The sequence below is a fragment of the Falsiruegeria mediterranea M17 genome, from assembly GCF_900302455.1.
GTDB lineage: Bacteria > Pseudomonadota > Alphaproteobacteria > Rhodobacterales > Rhodobacteraceae > Falsiruegeria > Falsiruegeria mediterranea.
This window is the reverse complement of sequence record NZ_ONZG01000003.1, coordinates 297,637-323,189: the sequence shown is the minus strand read 5'-3', so window position 1 is coordinate 323,189 and position 25,553 is coordinate 297,637. Positions and strand designations below refer to the sequence as shown.

Here is a 25,553-nt window from a genome sequence, read left to right as displayed (position 1 = left end):
TGACCCGCAAAGTACCGCGAACCTCAACCGACCGACTCGACCCGCGCGCGGAATTCGGGAACAGTCGACTTAGGGAGGAATCGAAATGACCGAAGTTTCCGTTCGGCCGATCGCGGGCCATGTGGGGGCCGAGATTGAGGGCCTGTCGCTCAACACTCTGGATGATGCCGGGTTTGCCACGGTTTGCGATGCGCTGTTTGCCCATGGCGTCGTGTTCTTTCGCGATCAGGATCTGTCGCACGAGGGGCACATCGCTCTGGCCGAAAGGTTCGGCACCATTGACGTGAACCGGTTTTTCACGCCTGTCGCCACTCATCCGCAAATCGCCGAGGTGCGAACCGAACCGCATCACGCCCAGGTCATCGGCGGCACCTGGCACACCGATCATTCCTATGACGCGGCACCCGCCATGTGTTCCATTCTGGTGGCGCGCGAGCTGCCGCCGTTCGGAGGGGACACGCTGTTTGCCTCGCAAACCGCCGCCTATGAGCACCTGTCCGACGGGCTGAAGCTCACGCTTGAGGGGTTGAACGCCTGGCATTCGGATGCGTCTTTCAGCGAGGGCATTCAAGACGAGCGCCTGTCAGACGAGGGCGTCAGCCAGCCCGTGTTGCATCCGGCCGTGATCCGCCACCCGCAGACCGGACAAAAGGCTCTTTACGTGAACGGCGATTTCACCACCCATTTCGAAGGGTGGAGCCGTGCGGAATCGCAACCCCTTCTCGACTACCTCTACGACTATTGCACCCAACCCGCCTTTGCCTGTCGGTTCCGATGGGAACCCGGAAGCGTGGCGATCTGGGACAACCGTTTGGTGCAACATTATGCCGTCGCCGACTATCAAGGATCGCGCCGTCTGATGCACCGCGTCACGGTTCAGGGGCAGGTTCTGGGTGGGGTCCCCGCATGAGCCACCGCGACACGGGGATGGAGGTGCGCCGAAAGGTCTTGGGCGACGCGCATGTGGACCGGGCCGAGGCCGCCAAGACCGATCTGGACGCACCCTTTCAGGATCTGATCACCGAAGGAGCCTGGGGCACAGTCTGGGCGAGCGACGGGATCTCCCTGCGCGAGCGGTCCATGCTGACTCTGGCTCTGCTGGCGGCGACAGGCAACTTTGACGAAATCCCCATGCACATCCGCGCCACTGCCCGCACCGGCGCCAGCAAGCAAGACGTGATCGAAGCGTTCCAGCATGTCGCCATCTACGCTGGCGTCCCCCGTGCCAACCACGCCCTGAAACTTGCCAAAGCCACCTATGCCGAGATGGAAGCCGAGACATGAAGAAACCCGCCGAATTCTATCAACGCGACCGCCGCTGGCATCCGCCCGCCTATGCGCGCGACTACAAGACATCCGTGGCCCGGTCGCCGCAATATGCTGCCATCAGCCTTGAAAACACCCTCAGCGAGATCACGGGCCCCGTATTTGGCCACGGCGATATCGATCCCATCGACAACGATCTGCTGTCGAATTTTGCCGAAGCAGGCCAAAGCCCCATCGGCGAACGGATCATCGTGCACGGGCGGGTCCTAGACGAAAACGCGCGGCCTGTGCCCAATACACTGGTCGAGATCTGGCAGGCCAATGCCAGCGGCAGGTACCGGCACAAGAAAGACACCTACCTGGGCGCGCTTGATCCGAACTTCGGCGGCTGCGGTCGGACGCTGACGGATGAGAATGGATATTATTTTTTCCGCACGGTGAAACCTGGTGCGTACCCTTGGCGCAACTGGGTCAACGACTGGCGGCCCGCGCATATCCACTTCTCGATCTTCGGCACGGGCTTTGCGCAACGGCTGATCACGCAGCTCTACTTCGAAGGCGATCCGCTGATCGCCAAATGCCCCATCGTGAACACCATCCCCGATCCGGCAGCGATCGAGCAGTTGATTGCTGTGTTGGACATGAACGCAACAATCCCGCTCGACACGATCGCCTACAAGTTCGACATCGTGCTACGCGGGCGACGATCGACCCTGTTCGAAAACCGGTTGGAGGGGAACTGATGAAACAGCGTCTGGAGTACCTCAAGGAAACGCCCTCGCAAACAGCCGGACCATATGTGCACATTGGCTTGGCACCCGGCGATGCGGGGTTTCAGATCTACAACCAGGAACTTGGCCGCGACATCGCTGGCCCCAATGCCAAGGGCGAGCGCATCCGGGTGGAGGGGCTGGTGATCGACGGCACTGGCTCGCCCATCAAGGACGTGTTGCTTGAGGTCTGGCAAGCCAACGCCCATGGCGTCCACGCCCATCCCGAACACCCCGGCGACGTCGAAGAGGATTTTCGCGGCTGGGGCCGCGTGATCACTGATTTCGAGACCGGCGAATGGGGCTTTGACACGATCAAACCCGGTGCGACACCGGGTCGAAACGGGGCCACCCAGGCACCCCACATCAACCTCTGGATCGTGGCGCGCGGCATCAACCTGGGCCTCAACACGCGACTCTATTTCGACGACGAGGAAAGCGCCAACGCCGCCGACCCGGTGATCAACACCATCGAATGGCAGCGCCGACGCCAAACGCTGATCGCCACGCGGTCGGTGCGCGATGGCATCCCGGTTTACCGCTTTGACATTCGCATCCAGGGCGAGGATGAGACCGTATTCTTTGACATCTGACAACAGAGGCGTCCCAATGACCAAACCCTGCATCCTGTGTTGCGCCATCACCGGCTCGGTACCCACCAAGGCCGACAATCCGGCTGTGCCCACGACTGTCAGCGAACAGGTCGAAAGCAGCCATGCCGCGGTTGAGGCCGGCGCCTCGATCATCCATGCCCACGTTCGAAACGACGATGAAACACCGACCTCCGACCCCGATCGCTTTGCGCTGTTGAAAGAGGGCCTGGAGAAACACTGTCCCGGCGTGATCATTCAGTTTTCGACCGGCGGCCGGTCTGGCGCGGGCAAGGACCGCGGTGGCATGCTGCCCCTGCGACCCGATATGGCATCGCTTTCAGTAGGGTCGAACAATTTTCCCACGCGGGTGTATGAGAACGCGCCGGACCTGATCGACTGGCTGTCGTCCGAGATGATCAAATACGAAATCACACCCGAGATCGAAGCCTTTGACCTGAGCCACATCCTGCATGCCATCAAGATGAGCGAAGAAGGTCGGCTTTATGGCAAGCTCTACGTGCAATTCGTGATGGGCGTGAAGAACGCCATGTTTGCCGACCGCGAGGTGTTCGATTTCTACGTCAAGATGATGCAGGAGCGTGCACCGGGTGCTGAATGGTGTGCCGCCGGGATCGGGCCCAATCAGATCGTCGTTAACGAGTGGGCGATTGCCGCAGGCGGCCATACGCGCGCAGGGCTGGAAGACAACGTGCGCTTGGACCGCCAGACGCTGGCCCCATCCAACGCTGCATTGATTTCTCGCGCGGCCGAACTCTGCGAGAAATACGAGCGCCCTGTGGCAACCCCTGCCGAGGCACGCGAAATCCTGGGTTTGCGCACAATTTGACAGCGATACACGCCGCAATCGGGGGTGCTCCCGCGCCCGGGCTATTCCGACTGCGTCGGCACCGCCAACGGCCTTGGGCCCAGCGCCGGGCGAAGCCCGGCGCGGTTCCGCCTAAGGCCTACGTTTCCGTCCAAAACAGCAAGCTATGGTCGCAGCCAGACGCACCCACCGAGCGCAGCGAGGCCCGGCCCAACGGGAGGAGGTTTTTCGTCAGAAAAATTGACGACGGGCGGGAGCGCTCCCCTTTATTAATCACCCGCTTGCAGCTTCGGCCAACAACCACGCTCGCATCAGCCTGACCGGGTCGGGAACGCGGGGGTGGCGTGGAGCGACGACATAGAAACCAGGATCTGCATTCAATCCAACCTCGAACACCTGCCGCAACCCTCCGCGTTCGATCTCATCCGCCACCAGGGGCGCATTCGCCAGAGCGACCCCCTGCCCTGCCACCGCCGCATCAATGGCCAGGCTCGTCTGGTTGAAGCTGATCGCCCTGGGTCCCGGGCTGACCCCCAATTGTTCCAGATAGAGCGGCCAAAGCCCGTGGCTGTCATGCAGCAGCACATGCCGCCGCAAATCTCGAGGCTCCCCAATATCCTTCAACCTCGGACTACAGACCGCAATGAACGAGGACGCAAAAAGCGGCTCGGCCACTAGCCCCAGACCAAAGGGCGGTGTCCCCTGCCGGACCGCGATATCGATCCCGTCGCTCTGAAAATTGGCCAGACCGGGACGCGCATCCACCCGTACATCCAGATCGGGATGCGCATCGGTCAATCGCCCCAGGCGCGGCACCAGCCATCTTGACGCAAACGATGGTGTCACACTGATTGTCAGTGTCCGCGACTGCATCCCGACACCTTCGGTCGCTTCCTCCAACAGCGCAAAGGCACGACTGACCGGCGCCAGATAGGCGCGCCCTGTCCGCGTCAACTCCAGGCCCCGGGCGACCCTATCGAATAACTGCACCCCAAGGCGCGCCTCCAACCCGCGAACCTGCTGTGCCACGGCACCTTGGGTCACCCCCAACTCCTCGGCTGCCAGTCGAAAATTCAGATGTCGGCCCGCAGCAGCAAAGGCCCGCAGCGCGTTGAGGGGAGGCAGTCTAGACATGACATATCCAGTAGATTTTCTACATCATAGAGACAAGTAATCTCATTGGTCAAATTCCATGTCCATGCCCATCCTAGGTACAAACAAGGAGATTTAGCATGACAGAGAAAGTTGCATTGGTCACCGCAGGTGGCAGCGGCATGGGCGCCGACAGCGCGCGGCGCTTGGCGGCGGATGGGTTCAAGGTAGGGATATTGTCGTCTTCGGGCAAGGGAGAGGCCCTGGCCGCCGAATTGGGCGGCGTCGGCGTCACCGGATCAAATCAATCCAACGACGATCTGCAGATATTGGTTGATGCAGCGATGGCCCATTGGGGCCGTGTCGACGTTCTGGTGAATTCCGCAGGTCACGGCCCCCGCGCGGCGGTTCTGGAACTGACCGACGAAGACTGGCACACAGGCATGGACGTCTATTTCATGAACGCCGTTCGCCCCACCCGCCTAGTGACCCCGATCATGCAAGCCCAGGGTGGCGGGGCGATCATCAACATTTCGACCTTTGCGGCCTTTGAACCCGATCCGGTGTTTCCAACCTCGGGCGTGTTTCGTGCAGGGCTCGCAGCCTTTACCAAGCTCTATGCCGACAAGTACGCGCCCGAAAACATTCGCATGAACAACGTGCTGCCCGGCTTTATCGACAGCCTGCCGGAAAAAGAGGAGTTCCGCGCCCGCATCCCGATGGGCCGTTACGGGCGCAGCTATGACGAGATCGCCTCGGTCGTTGCCATGCTGGCCTCCGACGGTGGTGGATACATCACCGGGCAGAACATCCGGGTGGACGGCGGCATCACGCGCTCGGTCTAAAAGCGTGCTTTGAACAAATGCGTCAACGTGGCGCCCGTCTCAAAGAATATCTGACGGGCGCTGGTCATCCATTCATGATAAGCGTCAATCGCCGGGATCGGCAGCCGCATGTCATCGCCTGTGATCAGCGCCTCGGCCATACCCTTGCCAAAGACCGTTCCTGGCCCGATCCCACGCCCCGAATAGCCATGCACGGCATAGGCTCTGGGGCCGATCGCGGTGATCTTGGGGATATGATCCGAGGTCATGGCGATGCGCCCGTGCCAGCCTTGACCAAGCGGCACCTCCCGCAATTCAGGATAAAGCTCGATCAGTTTGCGCCTGACCCATGCGCGGTGAATGTCGCTGGCCGCATGCCCCAGATTCCCCATCGCCCCGATCACCAGCCGCCCGGCTTCGTCCATGCGAAACGACGTCATGATAAGGCCCGTGTCCCAGCACCCTTCGCCGCCGGGCAGAATGGTGGCGCGTAGCGCTTCGGGCAAAGGATCAGTGGCGCACTGAAAATAATGTACGGGGACATATTCAGGCGCGCTTGAGGCCAGGTCACGGTGATACGCATTGGTCGCGTGGATCAGCGCCTTTGCCCGCACGGTGCCCCCTGCCGTTTCCACGTGCCAAACATCTCCGTCATGCTGAATGCGAAGTGCCGGGCTGTTTTGATACACTTGCGCCCATGCTTGCACGGCAGCCCGCGCAAGACCGCGCGCGTAGCTCAAGGGCTGGATCGTGCCTGCGCGGGGATCAAACAACCCCCCATAAAAAGCGTCAGAGCCTGTGCGTGCCGCCGTCTCTTCTGCATCCAACAAATCAACTGGCGCACCCGAGGACTGGAGCTGCGTGTGGCGCACCTGCAGATCCTTGAACCCAGCAGGTGAATGGGCGCAATGCAAGGTGCCGTTCTGTACCGCCTCGCACGCAATGCCGTGACGCGCGATCAGGTCGAACACCAAACGCGGCGCGTCAGCCAACAGGCTCACCAGACGGTCACCAGGCCCGTCCCCCATATGTTTGCGAATCTCGGCAGGCGGCAGCCAAAGCCCCGCATTGGCGAGACCGACATTCCGGCCCGAGCCACCATGACCGATCTCCTCCGCTTCCAGCAGACAGACCGAGGCACCCATCTGCGCCGCATGCAACGCCGCCGAGCACCCGGTATAGCCACCGCCGATCACCACAAGATCGACGGTCACGTCACTTGACAGAACAGGGGCCTCGACCTGTTCGGCGCAGGTCTGGTGCCATAGATTTTGGGCGTTTTCAAATGTCAAACTTGATCCCTTGCGCCAGAGGAAGCTCGCGTGAGTAGTTCACCGTGTTGGTCTGACGACGCATATACCCTTTCCAGGCATCCGATCCACTCTCGCGACCGCCACCGGTCTCCTTTTCACCACCAAAGGCACCGCCGATCTCAGCGCCCGAGGGGCCGATGTTGACGTTGGCGATGCCGCAGTCGCTGCCAACGGCAGAGAGGAAGGTTTCTGTCTCGCGTACATCCGTCGAAAAGATACAGCTCGACAGGCCCTGAGGAACGGCGTTTTGCATCGCAACCGCCTGATCCAGATCGTCGTATTGTACAACATATAGGATCGGCGCGAACGTCTCGTGATGCATGATCGCTGATTGCTCGGGCATCTCGACAATTGCCGGTGCCACATAGGCCGCAGCACCGTGGTTGTCGGTCAACACCTGCTTGCCACCGTGTACCGTGCCCCCCTCGGCCTTCGCCTGCTCCAGCGCGCGATCCATCGCCATCATCGCATCTGCGTCGATCAACGGTCCGACCAATGCGCCCTCGTCCAGCGGATCACCGATTGGCAAAGACGCATAAGCCGCCTTCAGGCGCGGGATCAGCTGATCGTAGACATCCGCATGCACGATCAGTCGGCGCAGGGTGGTGCAGCGCTGCCCGGCCGTTCCCACGGCGGAAAACACAATCGCGCGCAGGGCCATTTCCAAATCCGCCGAAGGCGCCACGATCATCGCGTTGTTGCCGCCCGGCTCCAGGATCGACCGCCCAAGACGCGCCGCCACATCGCCGGCCACGGCCCGCCCCATAGGAACCGAGCCGGTGGCCGAGACGATGGCGACATCCTTGGATGCGGTCAGCGTCTGGCCCAGGTCACGTTCGCCGATCAGGGTCTGGATCAGCCCTTTGGGGGCATCCTCGCCAAACTCGGCCATCACCTTGTCGCAGATCTTTTGCACCGCCAGTGCCGTCAGCGGCGTCTTCTCGGACGGTTTCCAGATCACCGGATCGCCGCAGACCAGCGCAAGCGCGGCGTTCCAGCACCAGGGCGCCACGGGAAAGTTGAAGGCGGTGATCACACCGCAAACCCCCATCGGGTGCCAAGTCTCGCGCATGGAATGCCCCGGACGCTCGGACGCGATGGTCAGACCGTAAAGCTGCCGGGACAGGCCAACGGCAAAATCGCAGATGTCGATCATCTCCTGCACTTCGCCCAGACCCTCTTGATAGATCTTGCCGCATTCCAACGTCACGAGACGGCCAAGCGTCTCTTTCTGCGCGCGCAGCTCGTTGCCCAGCAGGCGCACCAGCTCACCCCGGCGGGGTGCGGGCACGCTGCGCCAGGCTTGGAACGCATCATTGGCCGCCGCGATCTGCGCCTGCGCCTCAGCAACGCTGTGCATCTTGAGCTGTGCGATCTCGCTGCCGTCGATTGGCGTAGTGACGGACAGGGTTCCGCCGGTCAGTTGGAGTTCGGTCAATCCGGCAGCAGTCAAAATATCGGTGTGGGTCATGTCTTATCTCTCCTCTAAGACAATCGGGTATCAGGGGGTCACAAGGGCGCGCTGATCATCGCGGCCCATTGAAATCAGGAATGGGTCTTCGGCTTGCAGCGCCTGGAACTGCGCCTTGTCGGACATGCCGCGCCAGTTGCCTAAGGTCAGCGATTGCGCAACTGCACCGCCCAGGGTCGCGCCGGGGCCCGTCACGATGAACAGATCCGGCGCGAACTCGCGCGCGGCGGTCTGGATCGCGTGGGTAAAATCATAACTCTCGGTCACCTGATGGCCCAGAGTGTAGTCCCAAAGCGCCTGCGGGTCGCAAGCTCCCGGCCACCAAATCTTGCCGCGCCCATCGATCAATGGAAGGTCAGGTTGGGTGAATAAGCTGACGGGAAGACGGGCACGCCCCTCAGCCGCGACAGGCGTTTGCAGAGCAGTGTGGAACGCCGCGTGGTTGGCCAGCCGCATCGGGAACCGCTCTTGCACGGTAGGCTGGCTTGCCTCAAACGCCTTCAGCCCGGCCTCGTTTCCGGCAAGCACCAGCATCCCGCCCAAATCGATGGACAACGCCAGATCGCAATCTGGCGCGGCGTTGATCCGGGCCACGTCGGCCAGCAACTCGGCCTTGCGCGCGGGGTCGTTTTCCCAAGTTTCGCCGATATACGGATATACCAATTGCCCGCCAATCAGTTGCTCTTGCATCAGCGTGCCCATGGTGTTCACAACGCGGAACCCATCCTGCGGCGACAGCGCCCCGGCCGCAGCCAGAGCAATATACCAGCCCATCGAATTTCCAGTGACAGCCACCACGTCGATATCTTCGGCCAGGGCCTGCGCGTCTGCCAGCGAGGCGGCATAGATCAAGGGTGAGGCAACATCTCCGCGCGAATAGGTGCTGACCATAAACCGGCTGGCGCTGTCCAGTTCGGTCACAGATTTCTGACCGGCTTCGGCGCGGATGGCGTCAAAGCCGCGAAACATCTCCATCCGGGTGCCGTGGTGGCGGTGCAGATAACCAAGTTCGGGCTTGTTGTAGGTTCCGCGTCCGGGGCAGATCACGACGGCTGTGCGGGTCATTTTCTTGCTCCTGTCAGGGCGAACGCGGCGGCAACGATCCCATCTTTCGACGGCAAGGGTGCAGCGTAGGCCGGACCGGTGGCGATGAAACTGTCCTCGGCCGCGACGCGGGCAATGGGGTGATCGCTCTGTTCGGTGAACAGCGTCATCAGCGCCTCGGATTGGCTTCCGGTGCGGCGGCATTCATCGACGATCAACACATTTTTGCAGTCTTTTGTGGCTGCGAGCAGCGCCTCTTGTGGCAGGGGCGCAAGCCAGCGCATGTCGATGATGCGGGTGCTCACACCCGCCGCCTGCAATTCGGGCAGCGCTTGCTTGGACAGATAATGCCCGTTGCCATAGGTCACGATGGCCAAGTCGGTGCCGTCACCATGCACCCCAACCTCTCCCAACCCGATCCGCTGATCGGGAGACGGATAGCGGGTCATCCAGCCGCCATCTTGCGCTTCGTGCAGGTCGCGCATCGGGTAGAGTGCGATGGGTTCTAGGAAGACGATCACCCGCTGCTCCTCGCGCGCCAGCCGCACGCATTCGCGCATCATCTGCGCCGCTTCTGCGCCGGTCGAGGGGCAGGCAATGATCACGCCGGGAATGTCGCGCAGCACGGCCAACGAGTTGTCATTGTGGAAATGCCCGCCGAAACCTTTTTGATACCCCAGCCCCGCGATCCGCAGGATCATCGGGTTGGTGAATTGGCCGTTCGAGAAGAACGGCAAAGTCGCCGCCTCGCCGCGCAGCTGATCCTCGGCGTTGTGCAGATAGGCGAGGAACTGGATTTCCGGCATTGGCAGGAACCCGTTGTGTGCCATGCCAATCGCCAGCCCAAGAATGGATTGCTCATCCAGCAGTGTGTCAATCATCCGATCCGAACCGAACCGATGCTGCAGCTTTTGCGTGACGCCATAGACCCCGCCTTTGCGGCCCACATCCTCGCCCATCATGACGATCTCGCCATGTTCCAGCATAAGATCGGTCAGCGCCCAGTTGATCAGGCGGCTCATGGGCTGCGGGTCATCCATCGCCCGCATGTCCGAGCCAAAGGCGGCGGCACGTTCATCGGCACTTGGACCGTTGCTGGGCTTGCACTCGCGTTTCGGCGGGATCAGGCTGGCCATCACCGCCTTTGCGTCCTGCAAATGCGGACGTTTGGCGGCTTCCGCGGCAACCCGGTCCGTGCGGGCACAGGTGTCGGAATAAACCTTCAACGCTTGATCTGGCGTCATTGCTCCGGACTGATCAAGCAAACGAACGGTATGCAGCAGCGGATCATTGGCCTCATCAGCCTCGACCTCGGATTTGCTGAGATAGGTGGTCGGGACATCGGCCCCAGCATGGCCATACAAGCGCACGGCCATCAAATGCAGAAAGGCCGGTTTGCGGCGGGTGCGGACGTATTCAGCTGCCTCTTGCGTCACGGCATAGGTTTCAAAGATGTCCAGACCGTTGGCCCGGAAATACTTGATGCCGGGACGGTGTTCCATCGACATTTCGATCCAACCTTTGGGCGTCTTGGTCGAAATGCCGATCCCGTTGTCCTCGCACACCATCAAGAGTGGCAAGGGCACTGACTGGATCGAGGTCCAGCCAGCCGTGTTGATCGCCCCCTGCGCGGTCGAGTGGTTGGCGGAGGCATCACCGAATGTGCAAATCGCAATGCCATCCTCGGGCAACTCGCGATGCTCGGGCGCGTGACGGCGCGCGGAGCCCAGCGAATAGGCCGCCCCAACCGCCTTGGGCAGGTGGCTGGCGATGGTCGAGGTCTGCGGCGGGATCATCAGAGCCTTGGACCCCAGCACCTTGTGCCGCCCCCCGGATGTGGGGTCTTCGGACGAGCAGGCAAAACTCAACAACATGTCCCAGGCGATCTGCTGACCCGGCACCTGATCCGCGCGCGCGATCTGAAACGCCGCATCACGATAGTGCAGGAATGCGATGTCATCGGGGCGCAGCGCATGGGCCACCGCCGCCATCCCCTCGTGCCCGGACGAGCCGATGGTATAGAACCCCTGCCCCGCCTTCTGCATCGCCCGGCTGGTGCGATCCAATGCCCGGCTGAGCACCTGTGCATGGTAGAGCGACACCGCGTCCGTCTTGTTCAACCCCTCACACGGCGGCGCACCTGTGGGCAAGTCGCCCGAGGCCACCCGAGACAGGAAGTTTTCGTGAACGATCTGGGCGCGATCCATGTGTTGGCCTTCTCTTGCAAGGTGCGGGGCAATGCTCCGACCTCAGGGTACACGCTTGGTGGGCGCGTGCGAAATGCTCATGCGGCGTCCCGCATGATTGGGTGTACCGGTCCTATATCGCTCTGGACCAGGGAAAGCGCGAGTGATAATAAATCCAAAAGGCATGAGGAAAACTCATATGATCGCACCCCGGCGCTTTCTCCCCTCGATCAATTCCCTTCTGGCGTTGGAGGCCGTCGACAGGCTGGGCAGCGCATCTGCTGCGGCGGGCGAGCTGTCTTTGACGCAAAGCGCTGTCAGCCGGCAATTGAAGACGTTGGAAGAGCAATTGGGCGTCGCCCTGATCGAGCGGTCGCAGATGCGTTTGCAACTGACCCCGGCGGCGCAAGAGTATGTGGAAACCGTAAGAACCCTTTTGCAGCAACTGGCGCAGGCCTCGCTCAAACTCAAGGCCAACCCGCAAGGCGGGTCGCTGCAGTTGGCCATCCTGCCCGCCTTTGGCATGCATTGGTTGGCGCCGCGGTTGCAGGATTTTGCCCGCAAGAACCCGGGCGTGACCATGAACCTGAACACCCGCCTGCGGCCGTTTGATTTCAGCACCGAAGGGTTCGATGCCGCCATCCACTTTGGCGCTCAGGACTGGGCCGGGGTGAACTATCTGGAACTCATGCGCGAAGAGGTGATCCCCGTCTGCGCGCCCGGTTTGATGGAACAGTCCGACGGAACACCCGAATGGCTCCTATCGGCCTCGCTCTTGCACCTCGACACGCGACCAGACGCTTGGGAGCAATGGTTCGCGGCCCAAGGGGTCGAGGCGTTTGGCGTGCACGGCATGTTGTTTGATCAGTTTTCGACGATGATACAGGCCGCGGTTCACGGGCTTGGCGTCGCCTTGCTGCCCAGCTTCTTGGTGGCGCAGGACGTGTTGGATGGGCGATTGGTCTGTGCCTGGGATGGCCCTGCGGTCAGCCTTGGACGCTACTATCTGGTCTGGCCGCAAGGAACGACAGACTCGGCACCTTTGCAGGCCTTTCGCGATTGGTTGCAAGATCAGCTGGCAGCACCGAGCATTTAGGACGCATCAAAACTTGCCGTTGTCGTTCTTCCACTCGGACGCGGGGGCCACCTTTTCAACCGTGTCCCAATGCTCGACGATGCGCCCCTCTGACAGACGAAACAGGTCATAAAGGGCACTGTGTTGCCCGTTTCGGCTCCCCTCACACACAGTGAGGACAAAATCCCCCTCGGCGAGAATCCGATGCATGTGGTGATAGCCCACTGCCGACTTGTCAGAAATGTGCTGTACCAGACCGGTCAAGTCATCCGTCAGATGCGGGTTGTGCTCGGTAAAGGCGCCTTGGGTGATCCAGTCATCCAGACGCGCCACATGCCCCGCGATCAAAACCGTTTGGACAAAGTCGCGGACGGTCGAACGGTTGTCTTCTGTCTGCTCCAAATCCCGGGCTTCGGTCGACCCACCCACCATGTCATGGCCCGATAGGTTCGGCCCCAGCCGGGGCTGGATGTTGTCCCAGTGTTCAACCGCTTGCCCTTGATCGAACCGAAACACTTCGAAGCCGATGTTGCGGCGCGAAAAGTCGTATTCGGTATGAGCAAAGACAAAATCACCGTCTTCAAAGGCGCGTACGATGTTGACCTTGGGGTTTGTCTGGGACAGCCGCTTGAACAGGGCGGCCAGTCCTTCGCTGCCTTCGTGTGTCTGGGGGTTGTGTTGGATGTATTTTGCCTCGTTTACGACAGAGATCGGCTCGGGGTCGCCTGTTTCGATGCTCTTGAGCAATGCGCGTATGCGATCCTTGTTGGGCATCTTCTTGCCTCCCTTTGGGTCAAACCAAACCATGCACTTCGGCGAATGGATCATGGTCGCGATCCTCTTGCCAAGTGTATTCGCACCATTTGGCGACCTCCAGCGCGCGGTCGCGTCCGTGCATTCGTTGGATCGCTCCAAGCGCCATGTCCATCCCGGCCGAAACACCCGAGGACGTGAGGATGTTCCCATCCTCAACCCACCGCGCCCTGGGCACCCAATCAACCCCCGGCCCTTGAGACGCAACCCAGGAAAAGGCCGCCTTGTTGGTCGTGGCCCTGCGGTTGTCCAGAATGCCTGCGCGCGCCAGCAAGGCGCTGCCGGTGCAAACGCTCAGGGTGAACTCGGCGTGCTGCGACGCCTTGTCAATCCACGCGACAAGGCTTGCGTTTTCGACCTCGCGCCGCGTGCCTGCGCCACCAGGTACAAACAGGATGTCGTGGTTCATGCCATCAGCGGTTGTCGCAGTTGCATACGCTGAGAGACCCTGATTGCTTGCGACCGGGCCTCTGTTTTCGGCGATCAATTCCAGAGCATACTCTTCCGGCAGCAGTCCGAACATCTCCATAGGGCCAAAGACGTCGAGCAATTCGAACCCTGGGAAAATGAGAGCTGCGATTTTGCGCATGAGACCGCCCATGATCTGTGTGGATGGGAAGGCTGATGTTACAGGGAAGCTGGTAGCTTGCAACCTGCGCGGCCTGACGGCCTTGCGTCCTGCGGACGGCGGGGACCGGGCAGGCTCGGGCTTTGCCCGAGCCTGCCCGGTCCAACGGGAGGAGATGTTTCGTCAAAAACGTCGACGACCGACGGGAGTTCCCTCGTCTCAGACGTCCAAAGAACGAGCGATGAGCTCTTTCATCACCTCATTGGTGCCGCCGTAGATCATCTGAACGCGTGCGTCGGCATAGAGGCGAGCGATGGGGTATTCCATCATGAAACCGTAGCCGCCAAAGAGTTGCAGGCATTCGTGCATCACTTCGTTCTGCACTTCGGACCCCCAGTATTTCACCATCGACGCTGTGGTCGCATCCAGCTTGCCCTGTTCCAGGCGGGCAATGCAGTCGTTGACAAAGCTGCGCAGCAGTTCGGCTTTAGTCTTGCATTCCGCAAGCTTGAAGCGCGTGTTCTGGAAATCCATCACGCGCTGCCCAAACGCCTTGCGTTCCTGAGTGTATTTCACCGTCTCGGCAATGGCGAAGTCGATGGCGCCCAGGGCCATGATCCCGATGGTCAGGCGTTCCCAAGGCAACTGTTTCATCAATTGGTAAAAGCCCTGACCTTCTTCTGGACCGATCAGGTTGGTCATCGGCACCTTGACGTCCTCAAAGAAGAGCTCGGCGGTGTCGTTGGCCTTCATCCCCAATTTCTTGAGGTTTCGACCACGGCGGAACCCATCGGTGCCCTTCGTCTCGACGCCGATCAAGGATACGCCTTTTGCGCCTTGTGTCTTGTCCGTCTTGGCCACCACAATGATCAGATCAGCCGTCTGGCCGTTGGTGATAAAGATCTTGGAGCCGTTGATCTTGTAATGGTTGCCATCCTTCTCGGCGGTCGTGCGCACCGACTGCAAATCGGACCCCGTGCCCGGTTCAGTCATGGCAATCGCGCCAACCATTTCGCCCGAAACCAGCTTGGGCAACCATTTCTGTTTCTGTTCTTCGCTGCCGTAGCCCGCGATGTAATGCATGACGATGGACTGGATGCCAAAGCCCCAGCCACTGTCCCCACGGGCGGCCTGTTCATACATCAGGACCGAGTCAAACCCCATGCCGCCGCCAACACCACCGTATTCTTCGGCGATGGTGCCGCCCATCAGACCCGCTTCGCCTACCTTGTTCCAAAACGCGCGATCGACCACGCCATTGCCATTCCAGGTCTCGATGTTCGGAACCAGCTCGTCATCCAGGAACCGGCCGGACATCTCGGCAAACATCTTGTGTTCTTCGGTGACCCATTCGGCCGTCGGGGTAAAGAGCGTCATCCTGCGCGTCCTCCTAAATCTCAAGTTGCCAACAGGTTACCTGCCTGGCTGCCTCAAACCAATCTGGGTGACGTCGCGTCCTGGAGCTTCTACGCAACGTCCTTTTCTGTCGAGACGCTGTTCGTAGGTGCTTCACGGCGGAACCCATCACTCCACTCCCTGCGCGGCCTATCGGCCTTGCGTCCTGCGGACGGCGGGGGCCAGGCTCAGATGGGCAAAGCCCATCTGAGCCTGGCCCAACGGGAGGAGATGTTTCGCGAGAAACACCGACGACGGGCGGGGGTTCCCCTTGCTTTGCCAGTGCTTTACGTCGTGCGGTGACGAGCACCCTTGGCCGGAGGCGCCTCAGCGCCCCCTGCAAAACACTGGGCGATAGACATCCATTCGGTGGCCACCGGTCCTTCGACCTGCAAATCAGTGTCAGCAACATTACGGGTCTGGGCCGAAACCTGTGCAAATTCCACCGCGGATCCGCTGATCTTGTTGTCACCCGGCTCGCCGAATTCCCAGACCGCACCGGACGGGGCCGTCAGCTCCAGCCTAGGCATGACCGACGGCACGTCCCGGCCGTTGACCTTGTACGCCCAGCCAAAGGTGTTCACGCCCAAAACAACGATGTTCTTGACCCGGTCCTGCTCTTCCCGCCGCAGACCCAGAACATCAAACACCTCTTGGCCATGGGCCCAAGTTTCCATCTGGCGCGCCGTGATCGAAGACCGCACCGACATATCCGGACCCGCCCATTTGACGCGCTGTTTGGGGTCCAGATCAACCCAACGGGCGCCGATATCGCGGTAAAGGTCCTGCCACGCAGCACGCAGCTCGTCCCCACGCAGGGTGATCATGCCATTTTCTGTTGCCCTGAACCCGTTTTTGCCGATCCCGGCAAAGGTCTCAGCCAACCGCGCCTGAAACGCCGCCTCGTCCATCAAGGACAAATCCGCCATCTGATTCCAGAAATGCAGATGCACCAACACGTCATTCAGGGTCCACCCTTTGAACTGGGTTGCGGTCTCCCACTGATCGCCCGAGACACCGTCAAATGCAGCATTCAGCGCCTCGCTCTCGGCCAGAAAATCCGTTGCCTGTTCCATTTGTTCCTCCCCCTATTCCGCCAATGTTGCCATCAAGCGTTCCACCGCTGTCAGGTAGTCCTCTTTGAAATCCTGTACCACCGCCGCGGTCGACGTCGCCTGGTTCATCAGCCCCACGCCCTGACCGACCCAATAGGTCGACAGCTCTGCCGCGCCGTCGTGCCCGGATTGCGCCAGCTTTTCGACCTTGCGCAACGCAGGCTCGGACACAAGTGACTGCAGCGGCATCGGCAGCGGCGTCGGCCCCTTCGCCTCCCACGCGTCGGTCCAGGCGGATTTCAACTGTCGCGATCCTTTGCCCGTGCGCGAGCGGGACCGCACCGTGTCAGACGAGGTTGCGGCAAGCATCTTGTCCTTGATCTGCTGCGGCGGCTCGCCTTCGGCCGTGGTTAACCAGACCGACCCGCACCAAGCCCCGGCTGCCCCCATCGCCATGGCCGCCGCCATCTGTGCGCCCGTAACGATGCCGCCGGCGGCCAGAACCGGCGTGCCTTTGGCGACCGAAACGACCTCGGGTACCAGGACCATGGTCGAGATCTCTCCGCAATGACCGCCCGCTTCGCCGCCTGCTGCCACAAGGATGTCCACCCCTGCCGCCACCTGCAACTCGGCATGTTTCCTGGCCCCCACCAGGGCGGCCACAGGAACGCCTGCCTCGCGGGCGCGGTCGATCATGATCTGCGGCGGCGTTCCCAAGGCGTTGGCGATCAGCTTGATCGGAAAGGAAAACGCCACATCAAGCATCTCCTGCGCGCCTGCGCTGTTCATGTTATGCGAGAAATGCAGCAAATCCTTGCGCGCACCATCCAGATCGTCTGCTGCAACACCGTATTGGCTCAGTACCTGATTGGCGAAGTCCACATGTTCCGCAGGCACGGCACCCAACAGGGCCTCATCTGATGGCTCGGAACCCTGCTTCTGGATCGAGGTCGGAACAATCAGGTCGACGCCATAGGGTTTGCCATCACAATGGGCGTCGATCCATTCCAGTTCGGTCCGCAATTGCTCGGGCGTGTACATGACGGCGCCAAAGACGCCCATGCCCCCAGCACGGCTGACAGCCGCCACAACATCGCGGCAATGGCTGAAAGCAAACAGGGGAAATTCGATGCCAAGCTGGCGACACAGATCTGAATTCATTTACTCACTCTCCTCAATCTCGATCATCACGTCGCCCGCAGTCAGCTGCTGCCCCGCCTTGACGTGAACGGCGGCCACCGTGCCATCGACGGCAGCGGTGATCTGATGTTGCATCTTCATCGCTTCCAAAACCGCAAGGCGGTCACCCTTTGTGACCATCACCCCAGGCTCGGCCTGCACCTCGACCACCAGGCCCGGCATCGGCGCCACGACGCGCCCCCCGGCGGCAGCGGTATCGTCCTGCGCACCAGGGCGCGGACGGCGGAAGACAAGGCGCTCGGCCTCAACGGCAATCTGCACTGCGTCTCGGGTGACATGGGCCACCAAATCGACGGTCTGATCATTGATCCGCGCGCGGATTTGACCATTTCTGCAGTCGGCAAAGGACACGTCAAACTGATCGTCGCCAACCCAGACCATCCAGCCATCCGGCTTGGCCAGAGCGCGTGGTGTCAGTTCCTCTTCTCCGAAGGTCAGCGGCACATGCAAAGGCAACAGCGCGGCACTGGACCAGCCCAACTGGTCGTCCGAGACATAGCCTGCCGCTTGCTTGGTGCGCTGCCGATCTGCATCCAGCAGCAAGGCCAGCGCCAAGACCACATTTGCCGGGCTGGCTTGTGTCGCCGGGAAACCATCGGGATAGGCCTGATCCAGGAAGGCCGTTGTCGCCTCACCCTTGGCAAAGGCGCCTTGTCCCAGGACATCCGCCAAGAATGCCGAGTTGGTGACGGTGCCCAACAGCACCGAGTCCTTCACGGCTTTGATCAACCGCGCCCTAGCCGCTTCGCGGGTGGGGCCATGGGCGATCAGCTTGGCCAGCATTGGGTCATAGAAGGGCGACACCTCTTGCCCCGTGACGACACCGGCATCGACACGCACGCCGGGACCGCTGGCAGGTTGCCAGAGGTCGATGGGGCCGGTTGCGGGCAGGTAGTCATTGGCGGGGTCTTCGGCGTAAAGACGCACCTCGATGGCGTGGCCGGTCAGGGTTACATCGTCTTGGGTCAACGGCAGGGGTTCGCCCTGCGCCACGGCGATTTGCATCGCCACCAGATCAAGGCCTGTGACCAGTTCTGTCACGGGATGTTCCACCTGCAATCGGGTGTTCATCTCAAGGAAATAGAATGCGCCGTAGCCATCCAGCAGAAACTCCACCGTACCGGCCCCGCGATAGTCCACTGCGCGGGCGGCATCCACTGCCGCTGCCCCCATACGGCCGCGCAGTTCGGGCGTCATGACCGGGCACGGGGCTTCTTCGACCACCTTTTGGTGGCGGCGCTGCACGGAACAATCACGCTCGCCCAGATGGATCACATTGCCGTGGGTGTCGGCAAAGACCTGAATTTCCACGTGGCGTGGACGGGTGATTGCCTTTTCCAGGATCAACTCGCCCGAGCCAAAAGCGTTTTCCGCCTCAGACCGCGCCAGCGTGATCGCCTCGGCCAGATCTGCGCTGTCGTGCACCAGCCGCATGCCGCGTCCACCGCCACCGGCAGCGGCTTTGACCATGATCGGGAACCCGATTTTTCCTGCCGCCCCAATCAGAACCGCATCAGACTGATCCTCGCCCTCATAGCCCGGTACACACGGCACCCCGGCGACGATCATCAGACGCTTGGCTTCGGCCTTGTTGCCCATCGACAGGATCGCTTTGGGCTCGGGCCCAATGAAGGTCAGCCCGGCACCTTCGACCGCCTGCGCGAACTCGGAGTTTTCGGACAAGAAGCCATAACCGGGGTGGATCGCACCTGCACCGGTCTGCTGCGCGGCTTCCAGGATTTTGTCACCAACCAGATAGCTGTCGCCCACTGGCCCCTCGCCGATCCAGACGGCCTCGTCTGCAATGGCCACATGGGGGGCCTTGGCGTCTGCGGTTGTGTAGACCGCCACCGCGCGCAAGCCGAGGGATTGCGCCGAGCGGATCACGCGGGCGGCAATCTCGCCCCGGTTCGCCACAAGGAGTGTGTCAAATGCCATGGGTTATCCCCCTGCCCAATTTGGTTTGCGTTTGTCGAAGAATGCGGAAATACCTTCGCGCGCCTCGTCCGAGAGCATGCGGTCTGCGAACGTATCCGCCGCCATCTGACGCTGTTCATCGCGGGTCTGAAACGGCAGCGCCGCCAACTGCCGTTTGATCGTCGCCAATGCCTGCGGCGCGGCGGCCAACACCTTTTTGTGTTGTGCGGTCAGGGCGGCGTCCATGTCATCTGTGACCTGATCCACCAGACCAACCGCCTGCGCTGCATCGGTGTCCAACATCGCGCCGGTCAGCATCATCCGGCGGGCCGCTGGCATACCCAATCGCGCGACCACAAAAGGAGCGATCTGGGCAGGGGTCAGGCCGATCCGCGTCTCGGACAGGCTGAATTTCGTGCCCTGGGCCGCGATCACCATGTCGCCGATGCAGGCCAGACCAAAACCGCCCGCCATCACCGCGCCCTCAACCGCCATCACGGTGAACTGCGGCAAGGCGGCCACCGCGTCGAACAGATCGGCGGCGCGCAGGCTGAGCGCGACGACATCGTCTTTTGTTGCGCCGCCCTGAAACACCGTCTTGAAGGATTTCAGATCGCCACCGGCGCAAAAGATGCCACCGCTCCCCCGGAAGGTGACGCCACGAAAAGGGGCCGTTTGCAGCGCGGAACACAGCTCAATCAGCGCCTCGACACGGTCGTTGGTCAGCGGGTTGCGCTTTTCGGGTTCGTTGAACCAGACAGTCAGCCACGGGCCGTCCTGTTCCAATTCCAGATGTTGAGAAGTTGGCAACATGATCAGAACCTGTGTACGCCGTACGAGGTCGGTTTGACCTTGCGCGCGCGCCCCTCAAGGCAGGTTTCCAAACAGAAGCCCAACACCCGCCGTGTGTCGCGCGGGTCGATCACCCCATGGTCGATACAGCGACCCGAGGTGTAGAAGGCACCTTCCTGGCTGGTGAAATGCTGTGTGATCATCGCCGTCTGCATTTTGAGTTTATCCTCGTCCGGCTCGATGCCTTTGCGCTTCATCCCTGCGCGCGCGACCATCTCCATCGTGCCAGCGGCCTGCTCGCCACCCATCACACCGGTGGCCGCATTGGGCCAGGCAAAGAGGAAATCGGGGTCATAGGCATAGCCACACATCCCATAGTTCCCGGCCCCGAAGCTGGCCCCGATGTAGAGCGTGATCTTGGGCACATCGACTGAGGTGACGGCCTGGATCATCTTGGCGCCATGCTTGATCATGCCGCCCTGCTCGGATTGGGTACCGACCATGAAGCCGGTGATGTTATTTAGGAAAATCAGCGGCGTATCGCTTTGCCCACACAATTGGATGAATTGGCTGGCCTTGTTGGCTCCTGCCGGATCAAGGGGGCCATTGTTGCCAAGGATACCCACGGAAATGCCGTTGATCGCCGCCTGCAAACAGACCGTTGCCGCGCCATAACCGGGTTTGAAATCCTCAAACTCCGACCCGTCCACAATCCGCGCCACGACCTCTCGCACGTCATAGGGGATGCGGTAATCGGTGGGCACCACGCCTGCGATCTCATCCGCGTCGTATTTTGGGGGCTGGACGTTTTTGGCGCGACGCTCGGGTAGGGATTTGTTCCAATCCAGCCGCGCCATCACATCGCGGGCCATAGCCACCCCGTGCGCGTCATCCTCGGCCAGATATTCCACCAGACCGGATGTGGTCGCGTGCATCTCGGAGCCACCCAAATCCCGGTCGTTCGCCTTTTCACCGGTCGCTGCATGGGTCAGCGCAGCCCCGGCCAAAGCGGCCATGCCGTTCTTTTTAACCCCAACCACATAATCGGCCAACCCGGGCATATAGGCCCCACCCGCCGTCGACGGGCCATGCAGCACCGCCACATTCGGCAGACCCGCCGCCGAGTGCCGCGCCAGATTGCGGAACAGCTTGCCGCCATTGGCCCAGAACTCGACCTTGTACTCCATCAGGTTGGCCCCGGCGCTTTCCACCAAGTGCACAAACGGCAGGTTCTGTTTCAGCGCCATGTCCTGCGCGCTCAGGAAGGCAGCACCCGACATCTCAACCATCGAACCTGCTTTGATACCCGCATCATCGACAATGATCATGCAGCGCACGCCCGAGATGAAACCGATCCCGATGATCAGCGAAGCACCCGGCACCGATTTCTCGGGGTTCTTGTTGTCCACACAATAGCCCGCCAAACCGTGGATTTGCAGGAACGGCATGCCCGGATCAAGCAGATGCGCCAGACGGTCGCGTGGGGTGATCTGGCCGCGCGCCTCCATCCGATCGCGGCGCTGTTCCGACAGGGCCACGGGTCGCGCTTCAAGCGCGCGCATCTCATCGACAAGCGCCAGCATGTCGGCACGGTTCTTGGCATAGCTTTCCGAGTCACGAACGACCTGGCTGACAAAACCCATCAGATGCCTCCTTCATTTGAATTGACGATCAGGCCCGCCGGGATTTGCACCGGCGTAGCGAGCAGGATTTGGGCATAGCTCTTGCCCTGCGCGTCGTTGCGCAGCGAGGCGACGCCGCCGCCCCCCAGCACATCGTGCAACAGAATGTTCATCGAATGCGTGCTCGGCAGATGGTAGCGGTCGATGCCACCTTGCAGATAGTCCGTAAAGCGCTCCGCAATCACATCCGTGCTGAGCGCCGCCCAGATGTAGGGCAGATAAGCGGGATGCCGGGCAATGACGCCGATATTGGCCTTGTTCCCCTTGTCGCCGGACCGGGCCCAGGCAAGGTCTTCGAGCCTGCGTTCGGTCATCTTTGGGCTGGTATCGGGCGCTTGTGGCGCAGCAACTTTTGCATCGGGCAAGTGGGACAGCGGCAGATTGGGCGTCTCGAAGGCGACCGCTTCGCCATCGAGCGAAATGCGGTACCTCAGCTCAGCCGCGGGAACCAGAAACGAGAACAAGGCAACAACCGGTGACGGACGCGGCCGCCCGCCTGCGGTAAAGATGTGCAGCCCCGGAGGTGTCGCCAATGCCGCCCCGGTCAGCTCTTTCAGAAACAGCCCAACGGCGCGCGCATCATCGTGATGCACCGCAGCCTTGAACGAAATCTCTTCATAATCGCCCTCACCGGGCTTGCCGCCAAATGCCTCAAACGAGACCTCGCGGTAGTCCGGCGCTTTCATCTTGGACAGCACCGCGCGGGCACGGTCCAGCCCCGCCTGCGCAAAGGCCTGCGCCTTGGCGCGCGCGTCGCGACCGTTGACAAGAAAGGTCAATCCAGCGCGAAACCCATCCGCCCAGGTGGCCGAAACCTTGAGTTGCCCGGTGGGTGCCCGCCCCTTGGTGCCGGTCACACGAACCCGGTCCGGGCCCGCTTGTTCCATTTCGACCTGGGTAAAATCACAGGCAACATCCGGCAACAGATAGGCGCTTGGGTCGCCGATTTCATACAGCATCTGCTCGGCACAAGTCGCCGGCGTGACGCACCCGGTGGTGCCCTCGGGCTTGGTCAGGATCATCGAACCGTCGGCGTTCAATTCGGCCACGGGATAACCGATCTTGGCGATGTCGCCGGACAGCTCCCAATCGGTGAAGTTGCCACCCGTCACCTGCGGCCCACATTCCAGAAGATGCCCGGCAAGCGATCCCGCTGCCAACAGATCATGATCCCCAGCCTGCCAGCCAAAATGATGCATACACGCGGCCAGTGTCAGCGCACTGTCCACACACCGCCCGGTGATAACGATATCCGCCCCCGCCTGCAACGCGGCCACGATTGGGGCGGCACCGATGTAGGCGTTCATCGAAGCAATCTTGTCCGCCGGCGGCATCGGCGAACCGGAAAACATCTCGACCTCACCTGCAAACTCAGCAGCGCGCGGCAACAGGTCGTCGCCTTCGACCACCGCCACGCGCAGGCTCAGCCCCGCCTCGGCGATCTTGGTCCGCAAAGCCTGAGCACAGGCCACCGGGTTCACCCCGCCCGCGTTGGACAGAACCTTGACCCCCTTCTCGGCAATCACCGACAAGTTCCGCCCCATCGCATCCGTCACAAAGTCGCCAGCATAGCCTTTGTCCGCGTCCTTCATCCGGGCACGGGCCATGATCGACATGGTCACCTCGGCCAGGAAGTCATAGACCAGAACATCCAGATCGGGCACGCGCAACAATTGCGCCGTCGCATGCTGGGCCTCTCCCCAGAACCCGCTGGCTCCGCCAATTTTCAGTGGCTTTGTCACGTTACGTCCCTCCCTTCAGGCAGCGAAATCCAGTTTACAGACCGCCTGTTCTGTTTTTATGGTCCTGCTCAACCCCACCGGTCAACGGTGATCTGACAAACCGACGCCACGGAACATGACTGACACAACACCACCCAAAATCTCGCTGCAGGACCAGCGCTCGCAAGCGATGCGGACCAAGATCTGCCGTGCTGCCATCGATTGCCTGGATCGGCTGGGCTATGCTGAAACCACATTTGCCAAGATACAAGCCAAGGCCAGCGTGTCACGCGGGGCGATCACGCATCACTTTCCCACCAAACAGGCGCTGGTGGCGGCCACGGCAATGCAACTGCTGAGCAACGCCCAAGGTCCGGTGGAGCGGGGCGATTCATTGGATGTCCTGCCGGTCTATGACCTGATCATGACATCCTGGACCCGGATCGTGAATTCGTCCGGCGGTCGTGCGATTGTCGAAATCCTGGTGGCCTGCCGCACCGATGCCGAACTGTACCAACTGCTCGAAGACGGCCTGCTGGATTGGGACCAATCCAACCTTGCCCTGATCGCGCAATCCTACACCAGCGCCAACGGTGAGCGCGAAGACACAGAACTGCTGTGGAGCATCGCGCGAAACTTTCTGCGTGGGCTTTTGCTGCACGAAAAATTTGTCTCGTCGCCCGAGTATCTGACCCGGATGATGGACCGCTTTGCCCGCATGATGGAGAGCCAGCTTTCCGTTCGCCCCACCCCCGACCAGGAGACACAGCAATGACCCTGCCCTCGCCCTTCATGACACCCGAACGCGAGGCCCTGCGACGGGACTTTGCCCGCTTTGTCGATGCCGAGATCAAGCCCAACATCGAAAAATGGGAAGCAGATCGCGCGGTCCCGGCCGAGTTGCACACCGCCATCGGCGACTTTGGCGTTTATGGTTTTGGGATCGACGAGGCATACGGTGGACTTGGGTTCGACGACGCCTTTATGCGCCATGATTTCAACGAGTTGCTCTTTGGTTGCGGCGCCTCGGGTGTTGCGGCTGCTGTCGGTGGGCGGCTGATTTCCATCGCGCCGATTGCCAAATTCGCACCCGAAGAGGTCAAGAAAAAGCTGCTGCCGGAAATTCTAAGCGGGCGGATGATGTCATCTTTGGGCATCACTGAACCGGGGGGCGGGTCGGATGTGGCGAACTTGTCGACCAAGGCCGAGCGCAAGGACGACAAGTGGATTCTGAACGGGGAGAAGACCTATATCACCGGCGGTATGGACGCCGAATGGTTCGTTATCGGTGCGCGCACCGGCGGTCCGGGGCTGGCGGGTATTTCGTTGTTTCTGGTGCCACATGACGCACCCGGTTTCAGCCGCACGCCCTTGGGCGGCAAGATGGGCTGGCATTGCTCGCAACAAGCGACACTGCATATGGACGATTGCGAACTGCCTGAAAGCGCCCTGCTTGGGCCGGAGAACAAAGGCTTCATCGCAATCATGAACAACTTCAACTTCGAGCGTCTTTCGCTGGCCTCGGGCTCTCTGGGCATGATGAAAATCTGCTACGAAAGCGCCTTGGATTGGGCGCGCGAGCGCAAGACATTCGGCCAACGCCTGATCGAACATCAGGTCATCGCCCATAAGTTCGCCGAAATGTCCGCCAAGATCGACATGAACGAGGCCTATATCGAGCGCATCTGCTGGTCGATCAACCAGGGCTTGATGCCGATTGCCGAGCTGGCCAAAGCCAAGGTGCAGGCCACCAAGTCGCTGGAGTTTGTGGCGTCTGAGGCGATGCAGGTCTTTGGCGGGGCCAGCTACATGACAGGCAACCCGGTCGAGCGGGTTTGGCGCGAGATCAAGGTCATGGCCATCGGCGGCGGCTCTGAGGAGATCATGCGTGATCTGGCAGTACGGCAGATGGGATTGGCTGGGCAATAGCGCCGACACAAAACGGAGGCC

The 25,553-nt window shown here is 61.2% G+C and carries 23 protein-coding genes; 9 read left to right on the top strand and 14 right to left on the bottom strand.

All coding sequences use genetic code 11. The annotated features are described in order from the left end of the window. Positions 1-85: 85 nt before the first annotated feature. Genes TRM7615_RS07655 through TRM7615_RS07635 form a run of 5 tightly spaced genes read left to right on the top strand, consistent with a single transcriptional unit; the run spans position 86 to position 3,476 of the window. Complete coding sequence (locus tag TRM7615_RS07655) at positions 86-910, top strand: TauD/TfdA dioxygenase family protein (protein ID WP_108786309.1); 825 nt, start codon at positions 86-88, stop codon at positions 908-910. Further along, the gene (gene pcaC / locus TRM7615_RS07650; protein ID WP_108786308.1) at positions 907-1,284 is read left to right on the top strand and encodes a 4-carboxymuconolactone decarboxylase; all 378 of its coding nucleotides are present in this window, start codon (positions 907-909) and stop codon (positions 1,282-1,284) included. Before TRM7615_RS07655 ends, pcaC begins: the two co-directional genes overlap by 4 nt. Further along, positions 1,281-2,009 carry a protocatechuate 3,4-dioxygenase subunit beta gene (pcaH, locus tag TRM7615_RS07645; protein ID WP_108786307.1) on the top strand — a complete coding sequence of 243 codons (729 nt, stop codon included), beginning with the start codon at positions 1,281-1,283 and terminating at the stop codon, positions 2,007-2,009. Before pcaC ends, pcaH begins: the two co-directional genes overlap by 4 nt. Beyond that, complete coding sequence (gene pcaG / locus TRM7615_RS07640) at positions 2,009-2,629, top strand: protocatechuate 3,4-dioxygenase subunit alpha (RefSeq protein ID WP_108786306.1); 621 nt, start codon at positions 2,009-2,011, stop codon at positions 2,627-2,629. Before pcaH ends, pcaG begins: the two co-directional genes overlap by 1 nt. 16 nt (positions 2,630-2,645) lie before the next feature. Further along, complete coding sequence (locus TRM7615_RS07635) at positions 2,646-3,476, top strand: 3-oxoadipate:acetyl-CoA acetyltransferase (protein WP_108786305.1); 831 nt, start codon at positions 2,646-2,648, stop codon at positions 3,474-3,476. A gap of 252 nt (positions 3,477-3,728) precedes the next feature. Here the strand turns inward: TRM7615_RS07635 and TRM7615_RS07630 are convergent, their stop codons facing one another. After that, on the bottom strand, positions 3,729-4,589 hold the full coding sequence (locus TRM7615_RS07630; RefSeq protein ID WP_108786304.1) for a LysR substrate-binding domain-containing protein: 861 nt from the start codon (positions 4,587-4,589) through the stop codon (positions 3,729-3,731). A 98-nt stretch (positions 4,590-4,687) separates the two neighbouring features. On the opposite strand from TRM7615_RS07630, the gene TRM7615_RS07625 reads away from it, so the two are divergent. After that, positions 4,688-5,392: an SDR family oxidoreductase gene (locus TRM7615_RS07625; protein WP_108786303.1), complete on the top strand. Its 705-nt coding sequence runs from the start codon at positions 4,688-4,690 to the stop codon at positions 5,390-5,392. Here the strand turns inward: TRM7615_RS07625 and TRM7615_RS07620 are convergent. Genes TRM7615_RS07620 through TRM7615_RS07605 form a run of 4 tightly spaced genes read right to left on the bottom strand, consistent with a single transcriptional unit; the run spans position 5,389 to position 11,406 of the window. Next, positions 5,389-6,663: an NAD(P)/FAD-dependent oxidoreductase gene (locus tag TRM7615_RS07620; RefSeq protein ID WP_108786302.1), complete on the bottom strand. Its 1,275-nt coding sequence runs from the start codon at positions 6,661-6,663 to the stop codon at positions 5,389-5,391. The genes TRM7615_RS07625 and TRM7615_RS07620 overlap by 4 nt on opposite strands. Beyond that, positions 6,653-8,155, bottom strand: a complete 1,503-nt coding sequence (amaB, locus tag TRM7615_RS07615; protein ID WP_108786301.1) for an L-piperidine-6-carboxylate dehydrogenase — start codon at positions 8,153-8,155, stop codon at positions 6,653-6,655. Before amaB ends, TRM7615_RS07620 begins: the two co-directional genes overlap by 11 nt. Positions 8,156-8,185: 30 nt before the next feature. Next, positions 8,186-9,220 carry an ACP S-malonyltransferase gene (locus TRM7615_RS07610; protein WP_108786300.1) on the bottom strand — a complete coding sequence of 345 codons (1,035 nt, stop codon included), beginning with the start codon at positions 9,218-9,220 and terminating at the stop codon, positions 8,186-8,188. After that, complete coding sequence (locus tag TRM7615_RS07605) at positions 9,217-11,406, bottom strand: dehydrogenase E1 component subunit alpha/beta (RefSeq protein ID WP_108786299.1); 2,190 nt, start codon at positions 11,404-11,406, stop codon at positions 9,217-9,219. Before TRM7615_RS07605 ends, TRM7615_RS07610 begins: the two co-directional genes overlap by 4 nt. Before the next feature lie 178 nt (positions 11,407-11,584). On the opposite strand from TRM7615_RS07605, the gene TRM7615_RS07600 reads away from it, so the two are divergent. Next, positions 11,585-12,481 (top strand): LysR family transcriptional regulator, encoded by an 897-nt coding sequence (locus TRM7615_RS07600; RefSeq protein ID WP_108786298.1) that lies wholly within the window; start codon positions 11,585-11,587, stop codon positions 12,479-12,481. A 6-nt stretch (positions 12,482-12,487) separates the two neighbouring features. Here TRM7615_RS07600 and TRM7615_RS07595 read toward each other — a convergent pair whose 3' ends face one another. The 9 genes from TRM7615_RS07595 to TRM7615_RS07555 form a co-directional block, all read right to left on the bottom strand. After that, on the bottom strand, positions 12,488-13,234 hold the full coding sequence (locus TRM7615_RS07595; RefSeq protein WP_108786490.1) for a nuclear transport factor 2 family protein: 747 nt from the start codon (positions 13,232-13,234) through the stop codon (positions 12,488-12,490). 19 nt (positions 13,235-13,253) lie between these two features. Beyond that, entirely contained in the window at positions 13,254-13,862 is a 609-nt protein-coding gene (locus TRM7615_RS07590) for a DJ-1/PfpI family protein (protein ID WP_108786489.1), read from the bottom strand. Positions 13,863-14,060: 198 nt separating this feature from the next. Beyond that, positions 14,061-15,218 carry an acyl-CoA dehydrogenase family protein gene (locus TRM7615_RS07585; RefSeq protein ID WP_108786297.1) on the bottom strand — a complete coding sequence of 386 codons (1,158 nt, stop codon included), beginning with the start codon at positions 15,216-15,218 and terminating at the stop codon, positions 14,061-14,063. Between the two features lie 305 nt (positions 15,219-15,523). Continuing rightward, positions 15,524-16,312, bottom strand: coding sequence for a TIGR03084 family metal-binding protein (locus TRM7615_RS07580; RefSeq protein ID WP_108786296.1), 789 nt, complete (start codon positions 16,310-16,312; stop codon positions 15,524-15,526). Positions 16,313-16,324: 12 nt separating this feature from the next. Continuing rightward, positions 16,325-17,452, bottom strand: a complete 1,128-nt coding sequence (locus TRM7615_RS07575; protein WP_108786295.1) for an NAD(P)H-dependent flavin oxidoreductase — start codon at positions 17,450-17,452, stop codon at positions 16,325-16,327. Then, complete coding sequence (locus tag TRM7615_RS07570) at positions 17,453-19,429, bottom strand: acetyl/propionyl/methylcrotonyl-CoA carboxylase subunit alpha (protein WP_108786294.1); 1,977 nt, start codon at positions 19,427-19,429, stop codon at positions 17,453-17,455. Between the two features lie 3 nt (positions 19,430-19,432). Continuing rightward, positions 19,433-20,221 carry an enoyl-CoA hydratase/isomerase family protein gene (locus tag TRM7615_RS07565; protein ID WP_108786293.1) on the bottom strand — a complete coding sequence of 263 codons (789 nt, stop codon included), beginning with the start codon at positions 20,219-20,221 and terminating at the stop codon, positions 19,433-19,435. A 2-nt stretch (positions 20,222-20,223) separates the two neighbouring features. Then, positions 20,224-21,843 carry an acyl-CoA carboxylase subunit beta gene (locus TRM7615_RS07560; protein ID WP_108786292.1) on the bottom strand — a complete coding sequence of 540 codons (1,620 nt, stop codon included), beginning with the start codon at positions 21,841-21,843 and terminating at the stop codon, positions 20,224-20,226. Then, a complete protein-coding gene (locus tag TRM7615_RS07555; protein ID WP_108786291.1) occupies positions 21,843-23,624 on the bottom strand; it encodes an acyclic terpene utilization AtuA family protein in 1,782 nt (593 codons plus the stop codon). The genes TRM7615_RS07560 and TRM7615_RS07555 overlap by 1 nt, the downstream gene beginning before the upstream one ends. Positions 23,625-23,739: 115 nt before the next feature. On the opposite strand from TRM7615_RS07555, the gene TRM7615_RS07550 reads away from it, so the two are divergent. Both TRM7615_RS07550 and TRM7615_RS07545 read left to right on the top strand, forming a co-directional pair. Beyond that, positions 23,740-24,378: a TetR/AcrR family transcriptional regulator gene (locus TRM7615_RS07550; RefSeq protein ID WP_108786290.1), complete on the top strand. Its 639-nt coding sequence runs from the start codon at positions 23,740-23,742 to the stop codon at positions 24,376-24,378. Continuing rightward, on the top strand, positions 24,375-25,532 hold the full coding sequence (locus tag TRM7615_RS07545; protein WP_108786289.1) for an acyl-CoA dehydrogenase family protein: 1,158 nt from the start codon (positions 24,375-24,377) through the stop codon (positions 25,530-25,532). Before TRM7615_RS07550 ends, TRM7615_RS07545 begins: the two co-directional genes overlap by 4 nt. The last annotated feature ends 21 nt before the right edge of the window (positions 25,533-25,553 follow it).

What these genes read in the sequence shown, in the direction of transcription:
- TRM7615_RS07585 (WP_108786297.1), bottom strand. Translation starts at nt 15,218, where the DNA reads ATGACGCTCTTTACCCCGACGGCCGAATGGGTCACCGAAGAACACAAG.
- TRM7615_RS07655 (WP_108786309.1), top strand. Translation starts at nt 86, where the DNA reads ATGACCGAAGTTTCCGTTCGGCCGATCGCGGGCCATGTGGGGGCCGAG.
- pcaG (WP_108786306.1), top strand. Translation starts at nt 2,009, where the DNA reads ATGAAACAGCGTCTGGAGTACCTCAAGGAAACGCCCTCGCAAACAGCC.
- pcaC (WP_108786308.1), top strand. Translation starts at nt 907, where the DNA reads ATGAGCCACCGCGACACGGGGATGGAGGTGCGCCGAAAGGTCTTGGGC.
- TRM7615_RS07590 (WP_108786489.1), bottom strand. Translation starts at nt 13,862, where the DNA reads ATGCGCAAAATCGCAGCTCTCATTTTCCCAGGGTTCGAATTGCTCGAC.
- TRM7615_RS07575 (WP_108786295.1), bottom strand. Translation starts at nt 17,452, where the DNA reads ATGAATTCAGATCTGTGTCGCCAGCTTGGCATCGAATTTCCCCTGTTT.
- TRM7615_RS07570 (WP_108786294.1), bottom strand. Translation starts at nt 19,429, where the DNA reads ATGGCATTTGACACACTCCTTGTGGCGAACCGGGGCGAGATTGCCGCC.
- TRM7615_RS07565 (WP_108786293.1), bottom strand. Translation starts at nt 20,221, where the DNA reads ATGTTGCCAACTTCTCAACATCTGGAATTGGAACAGGACGGCCCGTGG.
- TRM7615_RS07545 (WP_108786289.1), top strand. Translation starts at nt 24,375, where the DNA reads ATGACCCTGCCCTCGCCCTTCATGACACCCGAACGCGAGGCCCTGCGA.
- TRM7615_RS07630 (WP_108786304.1), bottom strand. Translation starts at nt 4,589, where the DNA reads ATGTCTAGACTGCCTCCCCTCAACGCGCTGCGGGCCTTTGCTGCTGCG.
- TRM7615_RS07610 (WP_108786300.1), bottom strand. Translation starts at nt 9,220, where the DNA reads ATGACCCGCACAGCCGTCGTGATCTGCCCCGGACGCGGAACCTACAAC.
- TRM7615_RS07635 (WP_108786305.1), top strand. Translation starts at nt 2,646, where the DNA reads ATGACCAAACCCTGCATCCTGTGTTGCGCCATCACCGGCTCGGTACCC.
- TRM7615_RS07560 (WP_108786292.1), bottom strand. Translation starts at nt 21,843, where the DNA reads ATGGGTTTTGTCAGCCAGGTCGTTCGTGACTCGGAAAGCTATGCCAAG.
- TRM7615_RS07580 (WP_108786296.1), bottom strand. Translation starts at nt 16,312, where the DNA reads ATGGAACAGGCAACGGATTTTCTGGCCGAGAGCGAGGCGCTGAATGCT.
- TRM7615_RS07550 (WP_108786290.1), top strand. Translation starts at nt 23,740, where the DNA reads ATGACTGACACAACACCACCCAAAATCTCGCTGCAGGACCAGCGCTCG.
- amaB (WP_108786301.1), bottom strand. Translation starts at nt 8,155, where the DNA reads ATGACCCACACCGATATTTTGACTGCTGCCGGATTGACCGAACTCCAA.
- TRM7615_RS07600 (WP_108786298.1), top strand. Translation starts at nt 11,585, where the DNA reads ATGATCGCACCCCGGCGCTTTCTCCCCTCGATCAATTCCCTTCTGGCG.
- TRM7615_RS07595 (WP_108786490.1), bottom strand. Translation starts at nt 13,234, where the DNA reads ATGCCCAACAAGGATCGCATACGCGCATTGCTCAAGAGCATCGAAACA.
- pcaH (WP_108786307.1), top strand. Translation starts at nt 1,281, where the DNA reads ATGAAGAAACCCGCCGAATTCTATCAACGCGACCGCCGCTGGCATCCG.
- TRM7615_RS07625 (WP_108786303.1), top strand. Translation starts at nt 4,688, where the DNA reads ATGACAGAGAAAGTTGCATTGGTCACCGCAGGTGGCAGCGGCATGGGC.
- TRM7615_RS07605 (WP_108786299.1), bottom strand. Translation starts at nt 11,406, where the DNA reads ATGGATCGCGCCCAGATCGTTCACGAAAACTTCCTGTCTCGGGTGGCC.